This window comes from Paenibacillus sp. (assembly GCF_031177825.1).
Classification (GTDB): domain Bacteria; phylum Bacillota; class Bacilli; order Paenibacillales; family YIM-B00363; genus Paenibacillus_AE.
The window spans coordinates 250,352-268,144 of the sequence record NZ_JAPSKE010000002.1 but is presented as its reverse complement, the minus strand read 5'-3'; the positions used below and the strand labels follow the sequence as shown (position 1 = coordinate 268,144).

Sequence of the window (17,793 nt, the reverse complement as noted above, 5' to 3'; positions counted from 1 at the left end):
TATGAATCTATGACAGAATCGAATTACTCGGGATCGGGACCGGTTCCGGATCGCCCGGAGGACGTTCCGCGCGGGAAGACGAGCCCGAACGCCAAGGAACGCATCGACGTGCTGCTCGTCGAGCGCGGCTTGTTCGACAGCCGCGAGAAAGCCAAGGCCGCCGTCATGGCCGGCCTTGTGTTTTTGGACGGAGAACGGATCGAGAAAGCGGGCATGAAGGTGTCGGCCGCGAGCGCGTTTACGGTGAAGGGCGACCTCCATCCGTACGTCAGCCGCGGGGGCTTGAAGCTCGAGAAGGCGATTCGTCACTTCGGTCTGGACTTGACGGGGGCGGTCATGATCGACATCGGCGCCTCGACCGGCGGCTTCACCGATTGCGCGCTGCAGCACGGGGCGTCGTTCGTCTACGCGATCGACGTCGGGTACAACCAGCTCGATTGGTCGCTGCGGAAGGACGAACGGGTGCGCGTCATGGAACGGGTCAATTTCCGATACGTGACGCCCGCCGACCTCGTAGGCCCGCCGGCGACGTTCGCGGCGACGGACGTATCGTTCATCTCGCTGCGCCTCATTCTGCCGCCGCTGCGGCCGCTGCTCGCGCCCGGGGGATTGCTCGCGGCGCTCATTAAGCCGCAGTTCGAAGCGGGACGCGAGCTCGTCGGGAAGAACGGCATCGTCCGCGACCCCGCCGTTCACCGCGACGTGCTGCAACGCATGATTCGCTTCGGGGCGGAAGCCGGGTACGCCTTGGAAGGCTTAACGTACTCTCCGATTACGGGAGGCGAGGGCAATATCGAGTTTCTCGCCTTGTGGCGGCTCGCCGAAGGACCGCTCGAGCCGCCGCCGGACGCGGACAAGCTCGCGGCGGACGTCGTGCGCGAGGCGCACGAGACGCTGCACCGCGCGTAAGGAAGCGAAGCAGGGTAGGAAAAAGCAGGAAACCGACGCCGCATCTCGAATACGTAACGGTGGAGGTGCACCGTCGTGAACGATGACGTGGTAGTGCTAATCTTCGTATTGCTCGTATTCGCGGTATGGGGCCTCGTCTTATTCCGGCGTTGGCTGTACCGAACGCCCGACGTAAAGACGCCGGTCGCGCAAGACGGCCGGAAGCCGAACGACGAGGTGACCGAACTGCTGGCCGACCATGGGTACGAGGTGACGCACGGGAAGTGGAAGGTGAATCTCACCGTGCGCGTCGACGACAAGGAGCTCGGCAGTCAGATGTTCGTCGATTATTTCGCGAAGCGGGGCGACGGCATCTACGTCGTCAAAGTCGCCAAGTCGCGCAAGCCGCTCGATCTGACGGTCGGAAGCGCGATTCGGGAGCGGCTGCTGGCGTACGCGTTGTTGTACGAAGAGACGGCCGGCGTCCTGTACGTGGACGTCGCGGCGCGTCAGGTTCATCAAATACGATTCGAGTTGGAGTTGTGAAAGCGTTATGAAGGGGCAGCGGCATATCAAAATCAGGGAAATCATAACGGGACGCGAAATCGAGACGCAAGACGATCTGGTCGACGCGCTGCGGGCGGCGGGGTATACGGTCACGCAGGCGACCGTGTCGCGCGATATCAAGGAGCTGCAGCTCGTGAAGGTGCCGCTTGCGGACGGAAGATACAAGTATTCCCTGCCTTCCGACCAGAAGTACAACCCTGCGCAGAAGTTGAAGCGAGCGCTCATCGATTATTTCGGCTCGATCGATCATGCCGACAATCTCGTCGTCATGAAAAGCTTGCCGGGGACCGCCAACACGATCGGCGAGCTGATCGACAATCTCGATTGGCCGGACGTGATGGGCACGATCTGCGGCGACAATACGGTGCTGATCATTTGCCGCAGCGGGGAAGCGAGCCAACGCGTCGTGGACGAAATCTTAAGCATGCTTTCGTAGGGGGAATCGCAATTGCTCCTTGAGCTTTCCGTCAAACATCTGGCCGTCATCGAAGAGGTGCGCGTATCGTTCCGAACCGGGTTTCACGTCTTTACCGGGGAGACGGGCGCGGGGAAATCGATTTTGATCGACGCCTTAAGCTTAGCTATCGGAGGAAGAGCTTCGGCCGACCTTGTGCGTCATGGATGCGACAAAGCGGAAATTGAAGCTCTTTTTGACGTTCCGGGGAACCATCCGGCGAGGGACATCCTGCGGGACAACGGGATCGAAGGTCCGGAGGACGAGCCGATCATCGTCCGCCGCGAAGTGACGGCGGCAGGGAAGAGCACCGCTCGGGTGAACGGGCAGCTGGTGACGATCGTGGCGCTGCGGTCGATCGGCGAGACGCTCGTCAACATTCACGGGCAGCACGAGCACCAGTCGCTGCTCCGCGCCGATCGGCACTTGGAATGGCTGGACGCGTTCGGGGGGGGCGGCATCGCGCCGGCCAAAGCCGCCTATCGCAGCGTATACGACGAGTACGCCGAGACGAAGCGCCAGCTGGAACAGGTGAGCCGATCCGGGAAGGAAGCGCTGCAGATGGCCGATTTGTACCGGTTCCAATGGGAAGAGATCGATGCGGCGAAGGTAAAACCCGGCGAGGATGAATCGTTACAGGAAGAAAGGCAAAGACTAGCGAATAGCGAGCGCCTGTTTGCCGCGGCCAATGACGCGTTCGAGGCGTTGTACGGCGGCAAACGCGGGCTCGATTCCGTGACCAGGGCGGTACAGCGAATGTCGGATATTTCCAAATACGATCCGGACTCGCTGCAGCCGCTCGTGGAGCAGATGCAGTCGGCGTTCTACCAACTGGAGGACGCCGCGTTCCAAATTCGCGATTACCGCGAGAAAATCGAATTTAACCCGGACAAGCTCGAGCGAATCGAACAGCGGCTGCAGACGCTCCATTCGCTGAAGCGCAAGTACGGCGACTCCGCCGAAGACATCTTGGCGTACGCGGCCAAGATCAAGAAGGAGCTCGACGACGTCGACAACCAGGAGGAGCGCATCGCGGAGCTGTCCGCCCGCCTCGGCGACCTTACGGCGACGCTGCGGACGCGGGCCGAGGCGCTGACCCGAGCGCGCCGGGCAGCCGCCGAGACGCTGTCCAGAAAACTGATGGAGCATCTGAAGGACTTACATATGGAGAAGACGAGGTTCGAGGTCGAGCTCCGTTCGAACGAAGGCGCGTTCCGGCCGGACGGCTGGGATACGGCCGAATTTCTGATCGCGCCGAACCCGGGCGAGCCGCTCCGCGGACTCGCCAAGATCGCTTCGGGCGGCGAGTTGTCGCGTATCATGCTCGCCATGAAGTCGATCTTCGCCGCGGTCGACCGGGTGCCGTCCCTCATCTTCGACGAGGTCGATACGGGGGTCAGCGGCCGCGCCGCGCAGGCGATCGCGGAGAAGATGGCCCGCCTCGCGGGACAAGTGCAGGTGTTCGCGATCACGCATCTGCCGCAGGTGGCCTGCATGGCCGACGCGCATTACGCGATCGAGAAGAAGGTGAAGGGCGAGCGGACGTTCACCGAGGTGAACGCGCTCGGCGCCGGCGAACGGACGGCGGAGCTGGCGCGCATGCTGGGCGGCGTCGAAGTGACGGACACGACGATGCGCCACGCGCAAGAAATGCTCGCGTTGGCGGATAGCAGAAAGTCCGGGTGGATGTAGGGCGTCAGGAATCATTTCCGAGTTTAAAACGAGCGGGGCGGGGATACCTTATAGGTACGTTATTGGCGACCGCGCCAAAGTGCCTAAGGCGTGAGAACGAAAAGGAGCGTGAGGCGTTTGACTTCCGGCACCAAGAAAAAACTTTTCGGACTTATGCTCGTCTTTCTCGTATGTCTTATTTCATGGTCCCCGCCGTTCCAGCGGTACGCATCGTTCCCGGAGACGCTGCATGTGTTCTCCGGCGAGGGGAAGGAGCTTTCGCTTAGTATGCCCGTTCATGCGGTCGGATCGGTGAAGGACCCCGAAATCGTTCAGGTGAACGGCTCTTCCGAGCCGACGTTCGATCTGAACTTGGAGGAGCCGATCTCCCTCCAAACGTACAAAGCGGGACAGACGGAGATGCAGCTGAAGCTGTTCGGGAAAATTCCGTTCAAGACGGTCAAGGTCGACGTCGTTCCGGATCTGAAGGTCATTCCGGGCGGACAGACGATCGGCGTCAAGATCAAGTCGAAGGGCATCCTCGTCGTCGGCCACCACTTGGTCCAGACGGAGGATCGCGGCAAAGTGTCTCCCGGCGAAGAGGCGAAGCTTAACGTCGGCGACGTCATCCTCGAGATGAACGGGAAGAAGCTGAACGACGTCAACAAAGTGGCGGACATCGTGCAGCAATCGGGTAAGGCCAACCAACCGATCGAGCTGCTCGTCCTTCGCGCGGGCGAAAAGCTGAAGTCGTCGATTACGCCGGTGTACGATCCTTCCGATAAGGCGTACCGGCTCGGCATCTACATTCGCGACTCCGCGGCGGGCGTCGGCACGTTGACGTTCTATGCCCCGGATCAGAAAGCGTACGGCGCGCTCGGACACGTCATCACCGACATGGATACGCAGACCCCGATCGTCGTCGGCGGCGGGCAAATCGTGCATTCCAACGTAACGTCCATCGACAAGAGCGAGAACGGCGAACCGGGCGAGAAGCGGGCGGTGCTGATCGACGAGGATAAGGTGCTCGGCGACATTCGGAAGAACACCGACTTCGGCATCTTCGGCAAGATGTACGAGGCTCCGGAATACGCCAGCATGAAGGAGCCGATCCCGGTGGCGTTCGCCGACGAGGTGAAGGAAGGTCCGGCCCATATTTACACCGTCGTCAACGGGCAGAAGGTCGAGAAATTCGACGTGGAAATCGTCCATGTGGCGAAACAGACGTTCCCGGCGACCAAGGGCATGATCATCAAAATTACGGATCCGCGGCTCGTCGCCAAGACCGGCGGCATCGTGCAGGGCATGAGCGGCAGCCCGATCATTCAGAACGGCAAGCTGATCGGGGCGGTAACGCACGTATTCGTGAACGATCCGACGAGCGGCTACGGCTGCTTCATCGAGTGGATGCTGCGCGATGCGGACATTTTAATGGATAACCAAGCGAATCCTAAGGCGAGCTAAGCGGCCTTGGGTTTTTTTGTCGAAAATTAAATCTTTTTCGACAAAAGGAATTCAGCCTCTCGTGTCGAATCCAATAAAGACCAAAAAATATGGCGGATCGCTTCCAGCTGTGGCCAAGACGTCTAAGGAGGATTTGCATTGCATAAGATCGAGGTTTTGTTGGCGGACGACAACCGGGAATTCGCGAATTTGTTGTCGGAGTACATCAGCGAGCAAGAGGATTTGTCTGTTGCCGGGGTCGCGTACAACGGGGAAGAAGTCATGGAGATGATCGAGGAGAAGGGGATCGTGCCCGATGTCCTCATTTTGGATATTATCATGCCGCATCTGGACGGGCTCGGGGTGCTCGAACGGCTCCGAGAGCTCAATTTGGATCCGGCGCCGAAGATCGTCATGTTGACTGCGTTCGGCCAGGAGAACATTACGCAGAAGGCCGTCCAGCTCGGCGCTTCGTACTACATTCTTAAGCCGTTCGACATGGACGTGCTCGTCAATCGGATTCGCCAGCTGGCGGCCGGACCGGTTCCGCAAGTGAGCAGCGGCAGCTCGGGCGGCACGTTGTCGTCGATCTCTTCGCAGATGCGCAAGCGCCCGTCGCTGCTCTCTTCGAAGCCGCAAGGCAAGCCGAACCTCGACGCGAGCATCACGAACATTATTCACGAGGTGGGCGTGCCGGCCCATATTAAGGGGTATCAGTACTTGCGCGACGCGATCACGATGGTGTACAACAACATCGAGCTGTTGAGCGCCGTCACGAAGACGCTGTATCCGGCGATCGCCGAGAAATACCGCACGACCCCGTCGCGCGTCGAGCGGGCCATCCGCCACGCGATCGAAGTCGCTTGGACGCGAGGCAACATCGACAGCATTTCGCATTTGTTCGGGTACACGATCAACATCTCGAAGGCGAAGCCGACGAACAGCGAATTTATCGCGATGGTCGCCGACAAGCTGCGCATCGAACATAAGGTTAGCTAAAGTTTCGAACATACATATATGCGAAAAAGGAGAGGAGTCCCTAACGGGATTCCTCTCCTTTTTTAGTTTCGGCTGACGTAGCGGTCGAACACGAACGGTCCGAACGGCAGCACCGCGGCGACGACGGCGCCCAACACGCGGGGGAGGCGCCAGCCTGCGGCGAATATCATGTACGCAGCCGCGGCGAGGTACAAGGCGAACAGAACGCCGTGAAGCGCTCCGACGACGGCGACGGCCTCCGGCATGTCCGCGGCGTACTTCAGCGGCATGGCGACGAACAACAGGAGCAGGAACGAGACGCCTTCCAACAGGCCTACGGCGCGGAATCGTCCGAGCGGGGTGCGAAGCATTTTCGGAAAACCTCCATTATGAATGCTATTCTCATCTACGTTGTATTGTAGCACGGAGGCGAAAAATAGAAAAAGACCCGGTTTCCCGGGTCTTCCGACGGCGCCGTTGGTTGATTTCACATCTTCAATGAGAAAGCTGTACCGGTATCGCTACCGATGGCGTCTAAAGCCGTCAAGCGTCTTTAGCACATCCCTCGCCCTCTATTTCGAGTGAGAACCCTCCTGGCTGTTCGTTTCCGCTGAATTCCTTACGTCCTCCAACGTAACCACGACCTTTCTCGTCGCCGTCTGAGTATATTATGTCCGGCATGCGGCGCTTTAAACATGGCGGATGCAGGAAAATTTCCCCTTCAGCGCTTCCGCGCGGGTATCGAGCGTTCCCCTTTCGGAAACACTAACGGTACGACAAGTACTGACAAGACCCGAGGAGGGGCAACCGCATGAACGGACTGCTGCAGTGGATTAACAAGCTGAATTTGATGTTGACGTTCTTGGTTTTATTCGGGGCGCACGGGCTGCTTTATTTCGCTCTCGGCAACGGAGATTGGTTCTTCCTCGCGTTGTCGGCCGCGCTCGTCTGGACGGGCGTGCTCGCCTTCGCGCAGCTGTTCGCGAGAGGGCGCTCCCGTTCCAAGTGAGCGGGGAGCCCGTCTCGCCACCGGGGCGAGCAGCCATTCGGGCCGCAGATGCTCGGGCAGATCGTCCCGCACGTACTTACGAATGTCTTCCCCCAAATACTTACGCATGCGAACTTCGGTCTCGGCTTTGGCGAAATGCCATAACATCTCGAAGCTCGCCTTATATCCGCGGCACCAATACACGCATCCGACCCCGTCTTCGTCGCGCCGCTCTTCGGTCATCTTGATTCCCTTCTCCTTCAGCCGGCGGCGCAGTCTCGCGAGGTCCGCCGTGACGTCGTCCATCGCCCGCTGCAGCAGGTCGACGTACGGTCCTTTGGTCTTTAATTTGCTGTCTTGAATCACCTTGATGTCTCGGTCGAACACCGTCATCAGGAGGCCCAGGATCAACGCTTCCTTGATCGTCCCGAGCTCGTCGACGGCGGTGACCGGCGGGATCATCGGCACGCGCTCTTGCTTCGCCATTGGCTGTTCCCCCACGACCACGAATGTATGTTCTCGAATGTATGTTCTTATTTTATGCCAAAGCGGCTCGGTTATGCAAGGGCATCCGTCCTTTTGCACGTCGGGGACGAGTATGATATAGTTACTTTTGGCCTCGGGCCGCGGAGAAACGTTCGAAAATTCGTCATGTTTGGAGGGAGAACGGTTCTCCCAAAAAGCGGGCGAGTCTTTATAATAATAGGATGTATATTGTTTGAGGGGGAAGACGACACATGCACAAATGGATTATGGCGGTTCTGTTTTTCGGAGCGGCCGCACTCGGCGTCGGCATCTTGTTTAACGAGCTTCCGCAGCCGCCGAGCGAGGAAGAATTGGCGGCAGCCGAAAATACGTTGGAGATCGTAGCGAAGAACTGGGAGTTCGACCAGACCGAGTACGTCGTCGAAGCGGGATCCACGATGACGGTCGCGCTGAAGAACGACCAAGGCTTGCACGGCATCTCGATTAGCGGCCTCGGCGTAGAGCTGCAAGGCGCGTCGTTGTCGCAGGAAGTGACGTTCGGCGAAGCGGGCGAAGTGTACGAAGTGAGCTGTATCGTTCTGTGCGGTCAAGGCCACGCGGAGATGACGGCGAAGATCGTCGTCCAGTAAAAATACGAATAACAAAAAAACAGCACCTAGCGGCGCTGTTTTTTCTTTTCGCGGAAACGAGGAGCGACGTAATTGCGCTTGCGGTCGCGGTAAAAAATCCAACCGCCGATGAAGGCGACGCCCGCCGCGAACAGCAGCAGCCCGGCCGCGAACTTCAGCCAAGGCAGCGCGCCGGGGCCGAACGATTCGAACACCGAGTTTTTCATGAGCAAGAAACCGTATGTGGCCATCCAGCCCGGAATGACGAGCAGCAGGACGGCGATGAATCGGGAAAATTTCGTGGGCATGCCGACAGCGTTCCTTTCAAAGTGCCAAGTCGAGTGATTCATTCATTTTACCCTATCCGCCCTTCCTACAAAAAGGGTACAATAAGAAAGAGTCTGACAAATTCATGAACGGCTTGTTATTACATAGAATCAGAGTAAGGGAATAATAGTAAAGTATAGTTTCGGAGGAACGTCCATTGACTCGTACATATGATATCGTAGTGCTCGGCGGAGGGCCGGGCGGTTACGTGGCGGCGATCCGGGCGGCGCAGCTCGGAAAGTCGGTAGCGGTAGTAGAGAAAGCGGGGCTCGGCGGGACATGCCTGCATAAGGGCTGCATTCCGAGCAAGGCGCTGCTGCGCAGCGCGGAGGTACTGGCGACGGTGCGGCGCGGGGCGGAATACGGCATCGAGGTTTCCGCCGCGCCGACGATCGATTTCGGCCGCGTCCAGTCGCGCAAGGCCGCCGTCGTCGAAGAGCTGCACCGCGGCGTGCAGCACCTGATGAAGAAGCATAAGATCGACGTCGTGTATGGGAAGGGGCGCCTCATGGGGCCGTCCATCTTCTCGCCGCAGACGGGAACGATCGCGGTGGAGACGCCGGACGGGGAGGCGGTGACGCTCGTCAACGACCGCCTCATTCTGGCGACGGGCTCCCGGCCGCGCGTCATTCCGGGACTCGAGCCGGACGGACGCTTCGTCCTGACGAGCGACGAGGCGCTGGAGCTGGAACGGCTGCCGGCTTCGCTCGCGATCGTCGGCGGCGGCATCATCGGCGTCGAGTGGGCGTCGATGATGAGCGACTTCGGCGTCGCCGTCACGGTGCTGGAGGCGGCGGATCGGCTGCTGCCGACGGAGGAAGAGGACGTGTCGCGCGAGATGGCGTCGTCGCTCGCGAAGCGGGGCGTACGGGTGCTGACCGGCGCGAAGGTACTGCCGGAGACGCTGAAGAAGCGGGAGGTCGGCGGCGCCTCCGAGGTCCGCGTCGAGGCGGAGCGCGCGGGCGAACGCGTCGCCGTCGAGGCGGAGGCGCTGCTCGTCGCGGTCGGCCGCGCGCCGAACGTGGAGGGCATCGGCCTCGAGAACGCGGACGTGGCGCTCGAGCGCGGCGCGATTCGGGTGAGCGGCTTCATGCAGACGAGCGAGCCGCACATCTACGCCATCGGCGACGTCGTCGGCGGGCTGCAGATGGCGCATGCGGCGAGCTATCAGGGCATCGTCGCCGTCGAGCACATTTGCGGCGTCGCGGACAAGCCTTACGATCCGTCGTACGTGCCGAAATGCGTCTTCTCGCATCCGGAGGTCGCGTCGATCGGCCTCACCGAGCGGCAGGCGAAGGAAGCCGGCCATCGGGTGAAGGCGGCGAAGATGCCGTTCCGCGCGATCGGCAAGGCGCTCGTGTACGGCGAGCCGGAAGGCTTCGTCAAGGTCGTCGCGGACGCCGAGACGAACGACGTGCTCGGCGTGCATATGATCGGCGCGAAGGTGACCGAATTGATCGGCGAGGCGTCGCTCGCGCGGCTGCTCGAAGCGACGCCGTGGGAGATCGGAGCGGCGATCCATCCGCATCCGACGCTGTCCGAGGCGCTCGGCGAAGCGGCGCTCGCGGTTGACGGTCGGTCGGTAGGGTTGTAAGATGAACGTGAAGGGGATTATGACCAGGTCATAATACTCGGTCTTAAGGAGGGCTCCCGATGATCAACGAGCATGAGTTGAAGAAAGGGCAGTCGAGGCACGCGCAGGCGGGCTTAAGCGACGACGATGCGATACAGATGTACGCCTTGATGGTCAAGGCGCGTAAATACGACGAGCGGGCGACGGTGTTGCAGCGCGCCGGCAAGGTGGCGTTCCACGTGTCCGGCATCGGGCAGGAGTGCGCGCAGGTGGCCGCCGCGTTCGCGCTGCGGCCCGGCACGGACTTGTTCTTCCCGTACTACCGGGACTACGGCTTCGTGCTGTCCGTCGGCATGACGCTGCGCGAGCTGATGCTGGCGCTGTTCTTCAAGGCGGAGGACCCGAACAGCGGCGGCCGGCAGATGGCCGGCCACTTCGGGCATAAGCGCCTGGGCATCTTCTCCGGCTCCAGTCCGGTGACGACGCAGGTGCCGCATGCGGTCGGCGCGGCGTACGCCGCGAGGCTCCGCGGCGAGGAGAGCGTGTCGTTCGTGACGTTCGGGGAAGGCTCGAGCAATCAGGGCGACTTCCACGAGGGCTGCAACTTCGCGGGCGTGCACAAGCTGCCCGTCATTCTGATGTGCGAGAACAACCGGTACGCCATCTCGGTGCCGGAGCGGCAGCAGATCGCCGGCCGCATCGTCGACCGCGCGATCGGCTACGGCTTCCCGGGCGTCCGGGTCGACGGCAACGATCCGTTCGAGGTGTATACGGCCGTGAAGCAGGCGCGCGAGCGCGGTCTCGCGGGCGAAGGCCCGACGCTGATCGAAGCGATGATGTACCGCATCTCGCCGCACTCCACGTCGGACAACGATCTGTTGTACCGGACGAAGGAAGAAGTCGAGGAGCATAAGTCGAAAGACGGCATTCCGAAGATGCGCGCCTACTTGGTCGAGCACGGCCTGTGGGACGACGCGAAGGAAGCGGCGCTGCTCGAGACGATCGACGGGGAACTGCGCGAAGCGGCGGAATACGCCGAGCAGGCGCCTTACCCGCGCCCGGAAGATACGCTGCTGTATGTATACGGCGACGATCATGCGAGCGAGGGGGACATCGGCTGATATGGCGGTCATGAAATATCTAGAAGCGATCCGTTCGGCGATGCACGAGGAGATGGGGCGCGATTCGCGCGTGTTCGTCCTCGGCGAGGACGTCGGCAAGGGCGGCGTCCTGAACGCGACGAAGGGGATGCGCGACGTCTACGGCCCCGATCGCGTGCTCGACACGCCGCTCGCGGAATCGGCGATCGCCGGCGTGGCGATCGGCGCCGCGATGCACGGCATGCGGCCGATCGCCGAGATGCAGTTCGCGGACTTCATCTTCCCGGCGACGAACCAAATCATCTCGGAAGCGGCGAAGATCCGCTACCGTTCCAACAACGATTGGCACTGCCCGATCGTCGTGCGCGCGCCGTACGGCGCCACCGGCGGCGGAGCGCTGTATCATTCGCAATGCCCGGAGTCGGTGTTTTTCGGCACGCCGGGCCTCAAGATCGTCGCGCCGTCGACGCCGTACGACGCCAAGGGGCTCATGCTGGCGGCGATCCGCGACCCCGATCCGGTGCTGTATTTCGAGCATAAGAAGTGTTATTTATCCGTCTCCGGCGAAGTGCCGGAAGGCGACTACGTCGTGCCGATCGGCAAGGCGGACGTGAAGCGCGAAGGCGAAGACGTAACGGTCATTACATACGGCATGACGGTGCATTTCGCCTTGGCCGCGGCGGAGCAGCTGGCCGCAGAGGGCGTCAGCACTCACGTGCTCGACCTGCGGACGCTGCAGCCGCTCGACAAGAACGCGATTCTCGCGGCGGCGGCGAAGACCGGCAAAGTGCTGATCGTACATGAGGATAACAAGTCGGGCGGCGTCGGCGCGGAAGTGTCCGCGATCATCGCCGAGGAGCTGCTGTACGACCTCGACGCGCCGATCATGCGGCTGTGCGGTCCCGACGTGCCGGCGGTCGGCTCGAGTCCGACGACGGAGAAATTTTTCTTGTTGAACGCGGACAAGGTGAAGGAAGCGATTCGGACGTTGGCGTCGTATTAAGCGGCAGCGGCAGGATGGAGAGGAGTGCGTAAGTTGAGCGATACGAAGACGATCGACGGGATTCCAGGGATCGCCGTCACCGTGCCGCACTTGGCCGAGAGCCTCGTGTCGGCGACGGTCGGCAAGTGGCTGGTCTCGCCCGGCGACTACGTGAAACAATACGACGTCATCTGCGAGCTGGTGACGGATAAAGTAACGACGGAGATGCCGTCGCCGGTGGAGGGTGTCGTCACGCATCTGCTTGTTGCGGAGGGCGTGGAGGCGGCCGTCGGCGAGCCGCTCTGCGTCGTGGCGGGCAAGGACGCCGTCGCCGCGGGAGCGGCGGCGGGCGCAGTCGCGCCGGCGACGGGAGCGGCCGCGGCCACCTCCCGCGGCGAAGCCGCGCAGGCGGGCGGCGCCCCAGCCGCGGACGGCGCGATGCGCCGACGCTATTCGCCGGCGGTGCTGGCGCTCGCGGCGGAGCACGGCATTCGGCTCGACGAGGAGCCGATTCCGGGCAGCGGCCACGAAGGCCGCATCACGCGCAAGGACGTGCTCGCCTACGTCGCGAGCGGCGGCCCGCGGGCGGCGCAAGCGGCCCGAGCGGCCCAGGCGGCCCAGAGCCAGAGCCGTCCTGCCGCGGCGGCCGTGCCGTTCGCGCCGGCGAAGGAAGCGGACGGACCGGTCCGGACGACGGGCCTTCATCTGTCGGAGGAGCCGCGAATTCCGGCGATCGAGGTCGAGAAGGGCGACGAACGGGAATACTTCATCGACGTCACGCCGATCCGCAACACGATCGCGAGCCGAATGCGGCAGAGCGTCAGCGAAATTCCGCACGCCTGGACGATGATCGAGGTCGACGTGACGAATCTCGTCAATCTGCGGAACAAGATGAAGGAAGAGTTTCTGAAGCGCGAAGGAATCAATCTGACGTACCTGGCGTTCGTGCTCAAGGCCGTCGTCGGGGCGATCAAGGACTACCCCATCATGAACTCGGTGTGGGCGGTCGACAAAATCATCGTGAAGCGCGACATTAACCTGACGCTTGCGGTGGGCACGGAGGACAGCGTCATGGTTCCCGTCATCAAGCAAGCCGACCGGAAGAACATCGCCGGCCTCGCGCGGGAAATCGACGAGCTCGCCCGAAAGACGAGAACCGGCAAGCTGACCCCGTCCGACATGCAAGGCGGGACGTTCACGGTCAACAATACCGGTTCGTTCGGTTCGATTTTGTCGCAGCCGATCATCAATTATCCGCAAGCGGCGAATTTGACGTTCGAGTCGATCGTCAAGCGCCCCGTCGTCATCAAGGACATGATCGGCGTACGATCGATGGTCAACCTATGCCTGTCGCTCGACCATCGGATTCTCGACGGCGTCATCTGCGGCAGATTCTTGCAGCGGGTGAAGGAAAACCTGGAGAGCTTCGACGAATCGACGAATTTATACTAGGCGCCGACGAAGCTGACTCCCATGAGAATCGTCGACAGCAGCATCGAGATCAAGACGGCCCAGACGACGACCTTGATCCAACCGCGATTTTGCATGAGCGGAATCACGCTCCTTTCGATAGGAAAAAGAAACAGGGCATTCTAAGCCTGTCCCCATTGTAACGCAACGACATGCCGGGAGGAAACTGGAACATGGTGATGGAGCAACGATTGATCGACGAGTTTTTCGAACTGGTGCGAACCGACAGCGAGACGAAGCACGAGCGCGTCATCTGCGATCTGCTCAAGCGGAAGTTCGCCGAGCTCGGCCTCGACGTATATGAAGACGATACGGCGACGAAGACCGGACACGGCGCGGGCAACCTGTTCGCGACGTGGGCCGCGACGCCGGGCATGGAAGACGTGGCGCCGTTCTTGTTCACGGGCCATATGGACACGGTCGCGCCGGGCAACGGCATCCGGCCGCGCATCGACGACGACGGCTTCATTCGCAGCGACGGCACGACGATTCTCGGCAGCGACGATAAGGCGGGTCTCGCCGCGATGTTCGAAGCGATCCGCGTCGTCAACGAGTCGGGACTGCCGCACGGCCGCATCCAGTTCGTCATTACGTCGGGCGAAGAGAGCGGTCTCGTGGGCGCGCGCGCGATGGACAAGAACCTGCTCGATGCGAAATACGGCTTCGCGCTCGACTCCGACGGCAAGATCGGCGAAATTTGCACCGCGGGGCCGACGCAGACGAAGCTGCGCATCACGGTGACGGGCAAGTCGGCGCACGCCGGGGTCAATCCGCAGGACGGCATCAGCGCGATTACGGTCGCCGCCAAGGCGATCTCGCGGATGCCGCTCGGCCGCATCGACCACGAGACGACGGCCAACATCGGCCGCTTCGAAGGCGGCGGCGAGACGAACGTCGTCGCGGAACAGGTCGTCATCACGGCGGAGGCGCGCAGCCTCGTGAACGAGAAGATGAGCGCGCAGGTCGCGAAGATGCGGGACGCGTTCGAATCGGCGACGAAGGAGTTCGGGGCGAAGTACGAATTCGTGGAAAATTACTTATACCCCGCCTACAAATTCGACGACGACGCGCCGGTCGTGCGGGTCGCGGCCGACGCGTTCGAATCGCTCGGCATCCCGTGGAGCACGTTCCCGTCGGGCGGCGGCAGCGACGCGAACATGTTCAACGGCATGGGCGTGCCGACGGTCAACCTCGCGATCGGCTACGAGCACATCCATACGCCGAAGGAGCAAATCCGCGTATCGGATCTGGTCGGCGCCGCGCGCATGGTCGTCGCGATCATCGAGCAGTCGGTCAACGTAAAAGCGTAAAAGCGGAAAGCGCGTTTCATAAAGCAAGCCGCCGGTTCGAGAGGGGAAAATCCTCCTCCGAATCGGCGGCTTTTTCGTTTACGTAAACAACGGGCTCGTCGGTTTACGCCATCGGATACGAACGGGAATCCGCGATCGAGTCGCGGGGGGAATAGGCGGGGGCGGAGCGGATGGACGCCGACGCGAGGGCGGGCCGCAAGGCGGGCGGTTGCCGAAGCCATGCCGCCAGCGTCGTCGACGGATCGTCGGTCTGCCGCTGGATTTGACGAAGCTTCTCCCGTACCTCCCATCCTTTGCCTACCAGTCGCAGCCGCTTGCTTCCGTAGTACCCTTTCATCGTGTCCAACGCACCCTTTCCGCAGGTTTGGTATAATCACCCTATGCGCGTATGGGAAAGCTTATGACGGGGAGGCTATACGAAATGGAGAAACCGCATTTGGATTTCACGGAAAAGACGATTTCGACGAAGCCGATTTTTCAGGGGAAAATCATTTCGCTGCAGGTGGACGAGGTCGCGCTGCCGAACGGCGGCACGGCGACGAGGGAAATCGTGAAGCATCCGGGGGCGGTGGCGGTCATCGCCGACGTCGACGGGAAGCTGCTCGTCGTCGAGCAATACCGCAAGCCGCTCGAGCGGCTCCAAATCGAAATTCCGGCCGGCAAGCTGGACGGCGGGGAGGACCCGGCCCAGGCGGCCGCGAGGGAGCTGCGGGAGGAGACGGGATACGCTTGCGAACGCGTAACGCTTCTCCATTCGATGGCGACGTCGCCCGGCTTCGCGGACGAGGTAATCCATATTTACGTAGCCGAAGGGCTTCGCGCGGGCGAGGCCGCTCCGGACGAAGACGAGTTTCTGAACGCGTTCGCGCTGACGCCGGAGGAAGCGTCGCAAGCGATCGCGAAGGGACGAATCTGCGACGCCAAGACGCTCCTGGCCGTTTACGCTTGGCAGCGGTACCTGACGACGGGAACATGGGGAGTCTGATGACGACGTGAACGAGGGTCTGCGCACGGTATACGCGGATTTGCACATTCATATCGGACGGACGGAAGCGGGAGCGCCGGTGAAAATCAGCGGGTCCCGCGACTTAACGTTCTTCAACATCGCGAGGGAAGCGAGCGTACGCAAGGGGATCGACGTTACCGGCATCATCGACTGCCAGTCGCCCGCCGTGCAAGACGAGATCGAACGGTATTTGGAAGCCGGGGAGATGGAAGAGCTCGCCGGGGGCGGCATTCGCTACGGCAACACGACCGTGCTGCTCGGCAGCGAGCTGGAGGTGAAGGATCCGGGCTGCGGTCCGGCGCATCTCTTGTGTTTCCTGCCGAAGCTGTCGGCGATGAAGGAGTTCACGGCATGGCTGTCGACGCGCATGAAGAACGTCTCCTTGAGCTCCCAGCGCGTCTACGCGTTGGCTCGGGAGCTGCAAGCGGAGACGGTGTCCTTGGGCGGGCTCGTCATTCCGGCGCATATCTTCACGCCGCACAAGAGCCTATACGGCAGCTGCTGCAGCCGGATGGAGGAGGTGCTCGATCCGGAGGACGTCGCGGCGGTGGAGCTGGGACTCAGCTCCAACACGGACATGGCCGATACGATCCCCGAGCTGCGCCGGCACGCCTACGTCACGAACTCCGACGCGCACTCGCTCGGGAAGATCGCAAGGGAGTATAACGCCTTCCGCTTGACGGCGCCCACGTTCGAGGAAGTCGCGAAGGCGCTGCGCGGCGAGGACGGCCGCGGGATCGAGGCGAACTACGGCCTGAAGCCGCAGTTGGGCAAATACCATCGCACGTATTGCGAGCGCTGCGACGCGCTCGTCGAGCTGGAGGACGGCCAAACGGAGAAGAAGTGCCCCGCCTGCGGCAGCGGCCGCATCGTGCGCGGCGTCTTCGACCGGATCGCGGCGCTCGCGAAGCCGGACGACGCGGCGGCCGCGGCGCGCGCCGCGATGCATCGGCCGCCGTATCGGAACCAGGTGCCGCTCGAATTCGTGCCGGGGCTCGGGCCGAAGAAGCGCGAGGCGCTGCTCGAGCGGTTCGGCACCGAGATGAACATTCTCCATCGCGTCCCGGAAGCGGAGCTCGCCGAGACGGTCGGCGCCGGTCCGGCCGCCGTCATCGCCGCGGCCCGAACCGGCGACGTCGCCGTCGCGTCGGGCGGCGGCGGACGCTACGGAAAAATCAAGTAAGTCTCGCACGCCCGTCATAGTTTCCTTCCTAGCTTCATATATTCGTATAACGAAGCAAGCTGGAAGGAAGGGAAGCCTCCATGACGGGCGTATTTCGCGTATATACCAAGGATTTGTTGCCGTTATACTTATTCGTATGCATCCTGTTCATCATGGGCGTCGTCTTCGGCGCGCTGCTCGTGAACGCGCTCACGCTGCAGCAGAAGCATGACGTCGGCCAATACGTCAATACGTTCTTATCCGGCTTCGGCGGCTCGGCCGCGGGCCTGGGAGGAACCGGCGCGGCGGAGCTCCGGCCGGCGGGCGCCGGCGCCGTATGGGATGCGTTCGGGGCGCATGCGCGGTGGGTCTTTTTCATCTGGATTCTCGGGTTGTCCGTCGTCGGCGTCCCGCTCATTCTGCTGCTTGATTTCTTGAAGGGCGTGCTGATCGGCTTTACGGTCGGCTACCTCGCGGGCCAATGGTCGTGGGACGGCATCGTCTTCGCGATCGTGTCGGTCGCGCCGCAAAACCTGGTCGTCGTACCGGCGATCATCGTGTGCAGCGTCGCAGCCATTTCGTTCAGTCTGCTGCTCGTGCGCGGCCGGCTGCTGCATCGCAGCGGAACGGTGAAGCAGCCGCTTGCGTCCTTCTCGCTGACGGCTCTGCTGCTGACGGGCTTAATGCTTGCCGTATCCCTCTTCGAGGTGTACGTCTCGCCGGGGCTGCTCGAATGGGCGGCGCCGATGCTGCTCGACGCCGTTTGACTTGATCGATGGC

At 61.9% G+C, this 17,793-nt stretch carries 20 protein-coding genes; 15 read left to right on the top strand and 5 right to left on the bottom strand.

What is annotated here, in order from left to right; genetic code table 11:
- Positions 1 to 9 precede the first annotated feature (9 nt).
- The 6 genes from RIN49_RS03375 (at position 10) to spo0A (ending at position 6,022) form a co-directional block, all read left to right on the top strand.
- Positions 10 to 909, top strand: a complete 900-nt coding sequence (locus tag RIN49_RS03375) for a TlyA family RNA methyltransferase (RefSeq protein WP_309118751.1) — start codon at positions 10 to 12, stop codon at positions 907 to 909.
- A 75-nt stretch (positions 910 to 984) separates the two neighbouring features.
- Positions 985 to 1,434, top strand: a complete 450-nt coding sequence (locus RIN49_RS03370) for a hypothetical protein (protein WP_309118750.1) — start codon at positions 985 to 987, stop codon at positions 1,432 to 1,434.
- Positions 1,435 to 1,441: 7 nt separating this feature from the next.
- Positions 1,442 to 1,891, top strand: coding sequence for a transcriptional regulator AhrC/ArgR (gene ahrC / locus RIN49_RS03365; RefSeq protein WP_138193250.1), 450 nt, complete (start codon positions 1,442 to 1,444; stop codon positions 1,889 to 1,891).
- 12 nt (positions 1,892 to 1,903) lie between these two features.
- Positions 1,904 to 3,601 carry a DNA repair protein RecN gene (recN, locus tag RIN49_RS03360; protein WP_309118749.1) on the top strand — a complete coding sequence of 566 codons (1,698 nt, stop codon included), beginning with the start codon at positions 1,904 to 1,906 and terminating at the stop codon, positions 3,599 to 3,601.
- 117 nt (positions 3,602 to 3,718) lie between these two features.
- Positions 3,719 to 5,044 carry a SpoIVB peptidase gene (gene spoIVB / locus RIN49_RS03355; RefSeq protein WP_309118748.1) on the top strand — a complete coding sequence of 442 codons (1,326 nt, stop codon included), beginning with the start codon at positions 3,719 to 3,721 and terminating at the stop codon, positions 5,042 to 5,044.
- Positions 5,045 to 5,182: 138 nt separating this feature from the next.
- Positions 5,183 to 6,022, top strand: a complete 840-nt coding sequence (gene spo0A / locus RIN49_RS03350) for a sporulation transcription factor Spo0A (protein WP_138193253.1) — start codon at positions 5,183 to 5,185, stop codon at positions 6,020 to 6,022.
- Between the two features lie 62 nt (positions 6,023 to 6,084).
- Here the strand turns inward: spo0A and RIN49_RS03345 are convergent, their stop codons facing one another.
- Both RIN49_RS03345 and RIN49_RS03340 read right to left on the bottom strand, forming a co-directional pair.
- A complete protein-coding gene (locus tag RIN49_RS03345; RefSeq protein WP_309118747.1) occupies positions 6,085 to 6,372 on the bottom strand; it encodes a DUF3817 domain-containing protein in 288 nt (95 codons plus the stop codon).
- Positions 6,373 to 6,869: 497 nt separating this feature from the next.
- Positions 6,870 to 7,475, bottom strand: coding sequence for a YhjD family protein (locus tag RIN49_RS03340; protein WP_309118746.1), 606 nt, complete (start codon positions 7,473 to 7,475; stop codon positions 6,870 to 6,872).
- Positions 7,476 to 7,726: 251 nt separating this feature from the next.
- On the opposite strand from RIN49_RS03340, the gene RIN49_RS03335 reads away from it, so the two are divergent.
- Positions 7,727 to 8,104, top strand: coding sequence for a cupredoxin domain-containing protein (locus tag RIN49_RS03335; RefSeq protein ID WP_309118745.1), 378 nt, complete (start codon positions 7,727 to 7,729; stop codon positions 8,102 to 8,104).
- Between the two features lie 26 nt (positions 8,105 to 8,130).
- Here RIN49_RS03335 and RIN49_RS03330 read toward each other — a convergent pair whose 3' ends face one another.
- Positions 8,131 to 8,391, bottom strand: coding sequence for a DUF2627 domain-containing protein (locus tag RIN49_RS03330; RefSeq protein ID WP_309118744.1), 261 nt, complete (start codon positions 8,389 to 8,391; stop codon positions 8,131 to 8,133).
- A gap of 176 nt (positions 8,392 to 8,567) precedes the next feature.
- Here RIN49_RS03330 and lpdA point away from each other — a divergent pair, with 176 nt between their 5' ends.
- The 4 genes from lpdA to RIN49_RS03310 are packed head-to-tail and all read left to right on the top strand — an operon-like array spanning position 8,568 to position 13,517.
- The gene (lpdA, locus tag RIN49_RS03325; protein ID WP_309118743.1) at positions 8,568 to 10,004 is read left to right on the top strand and encodes a dihydrolipoyl dehydrogenase; all 1,437 of its coding nucleotides are present in this window, start codon (positions 8,568 to 8,570) and stop codon (positions 10,002 to 10,004) included.
- Positions 10,005 to 10,063: 59 nt separating this feature from the next.
- Positions 10,064 to 11,104, top strand: a complete 1,041-nt coding sequence (locus RIN49_RS03320) for a thiamine pyrophosphate-dependent dehydrogenase E1 component subunit alpha (RefSeq protein ID WP_309118742.1) — start codon at positions 10,064 to 10,066, stop codon at positions 11,102 to 11,104.
- A gap of 1 nt (position 11,105) precedes the next feature.
- Positions 11,106 to 12,086: an alpha-ketoacid dehydrogenase subunit beta gene (locus RIN49_RS03315; RefSeq protein ID WP_309118741.1), complete on the top strand. Its 981-nt coding sequence runs from the start codon at positions 11,106 to 11,108 to the stop codon at positions 12,084 to 12,086.
- Positions 12,087 to 12,119: 33 nt separating this feature from the next.
- Entirely contained in the window at positions 12,120 to 13,517 is a 1,398-nt protein-coding gene (locus RIN49_RS03310; RefSeq protein WP_309118740.1) for a dihydrolipoamide acetyltransferase family protein, read from the top strand.
- Here RIN49_RS03310 and prli42 read toward each other — a convergent pair.
- Positions 13,514 to 13,612 (bottom strand): stressosome-associated protein Prli42, encoded by a 99-nt coding sequence (gene prli42, locus RIN49_RS03305; RefSeq protein WP_158299270.1) that lies wholly within the window; start codon positions 13,610 to 13,612, stop codon positions 13,514 to 13,516. The genes RIN49_RS03310 and prli42 overlap by 4 nt on opposite strands.
- A gap of 96 nt (positions 13,613 to 13,708) precedes the next feature.
- Between prli42 and RIN49_RS03300 the strand changes: the two genes are divergently transcribed.
- Positions 13,709 to 14,845, top strand: coding sequence for a M20/M25/M40 family metallo-hydrolase (locus RIN49_RS03300; RefSeq protein ID WP_309118739.1), 1,137 nt, complete (start codon positions 13,709 to 13,711; stop codon positions 14,843 to 14,845).
- 103 nt (positions 14,846 to 14,948) lie between these two features.
- Here the strand turns inward: RIN49_RS03300 and mciZ are convergent, their stop codons facing one another.
- A complete protein-coding gene (gene mciZ, locus RIN49_RS03295; RefSeq protein ID WP_309118738.1) occupies positions 14,949 to 15,182 on the bottom strand; it encodes a Z-ring formation inhibitor MciZ in 234 nt (77 codons plus the stop codon).
- An 84-nt stretch (positions 15,183 to 15,266) separates the two neighbouring features.
- Here mciZ and RIN49_RS03290 point away from each other — a divergent pair, with 84 nt between their 5' ends.
- The 3 genes from RIN49_RS03290 (at position 15,267) to spoIIM (ending at position 17,780) form a co-directional block, all read left to right on the top strand.
- A complete protein-coding gene (locus tag RIN49_RS03290) occupies positions 15,267 to 15,830 on the top strand; it encodes an NUDIX hydrolase (RefSeq protein WP_309118737.1) in 564 nt (187 codons plus the stop codon).
- Positions 15,831 to 15,837: 7 nt separating this feature from the next.
- Positions 15,838 to 17,034 carry an endonuclease Q family protein gene (locus RIN49_RS03285; protein ID WP_309118736.1) on the top strand — a complete coding sequence of 399 codons (1,197 nt, stop codon included), beginning with the start codon at positions 15,838 to 15,840 and terminating at the stop codon, positions 17,032 to 17,034.
- Positions 17,035 to 17,114: 80 nt separating this feature from the next.
- Positions 17,115 to 17,780 (top strand): stage II sporulation protein M, encoded by a 666-nt coding sequence (spoIIM, locus tag RIN49_RS03280; RefSeq protein ID WP_309118735.1) that lies wholly within the window; start codon positions 17,115 to 17,117, stop codon positions 17,778 to 17,780.
- The last annotated feature ends 13 nt before the right edge of the window (positions 17,781 to 17,793 follow it).

Bases quoted from the DNA above. Each gene is read 5' to 3' on its own strand.
- RIN49_RS03375 (WP_309118751.1), top strand. From the start codon at position 10: ATGACAGAATCGAATTACTCGGGATCGGGACCGGTTCCGGATCGCCCG.
- ahrC (WP_138193250.1), top strand. From the start codon at position 1,442: ATGAAGGGGCAGCGGCATATCAAAATCAGGGAAATCATAACGGGACGC.
- RIN49_RS03345 (WP_309118747.1), bottom strand. From the start codon at position 6,372: ATGCTTCGCACCCCGCTCGGACGATTCCGCGCCGTAGGCCTGTTGGAA.
- RIN49_RS03340 (WP_309118746.1), bottom strand. From the start codon at position 7,475: ATGGCGAAGCAAGAGCGCGTGCCGATGATCCCGCCGGTCACCGCCGTC.
- RIN49_RS03335 (WP_309118745.1), top strand. From the start codon at position 7,727: ATGCACAAATGGATTATGGCGGTTCTGTTTTTCGGAGCGGCCGCACTC.
- RIN49_RS03330 (WP_309118744.1), bottom strand. From the start codon at position 8,391: ATGCCCACGAAATTTTCCCGATTCATCGCCGTCCTGCTGCTCGTCATT.
- RIN49_RS03320 (WP_309118742.1), top strand. From the start codon at position 10,064: ATGATCAACGAGCATGAGTTGAAGAAAGGGCAGTCGAGGCACGCGCAG.
- RIN49_RS03315 (WP_309118741.1), top strand. From the start codon at position 11,106: ATGGCGGTCATGAAATATCTAGAAGCGATCCGTTCGGCGATGCACGAG.
- prli42 (WP_158299270.1), bottom strand. From the start codon at position 13,612: ATGCAAAATCGCGGTTGGATCAAGGTCGTCGTCTGGGCCGTCTTGATC.
- RIN49_RS03300 (WP_309118739.1), top strand. From the start codon at position 13,709: ATGGTGATGGAGCAACGATTGATCGACGAGTTTTTCGAACTGGTGCGA.
- mciZ (WP_309118738.1), bottom strand. From the start codon at position 15,182: ATGAAAGGGTACTACGGAAGCAAGCGGCTGCGACTGGTAGGCAAAGGA.
- RIN49_RS03290 (WP_309118737.1), top strand. From the start codon at position 15,267: ATGGAGAAACCGCATTTGGATTTCACGGAAAAGACGATTTCGACGAAG.
- spoIIM (WP_309118735.1), top strand. From the start codon at position 17,115: ATGACGGGCGTATTTCGCGTATATACCAAGGATTTGTTGCCGTTATAC.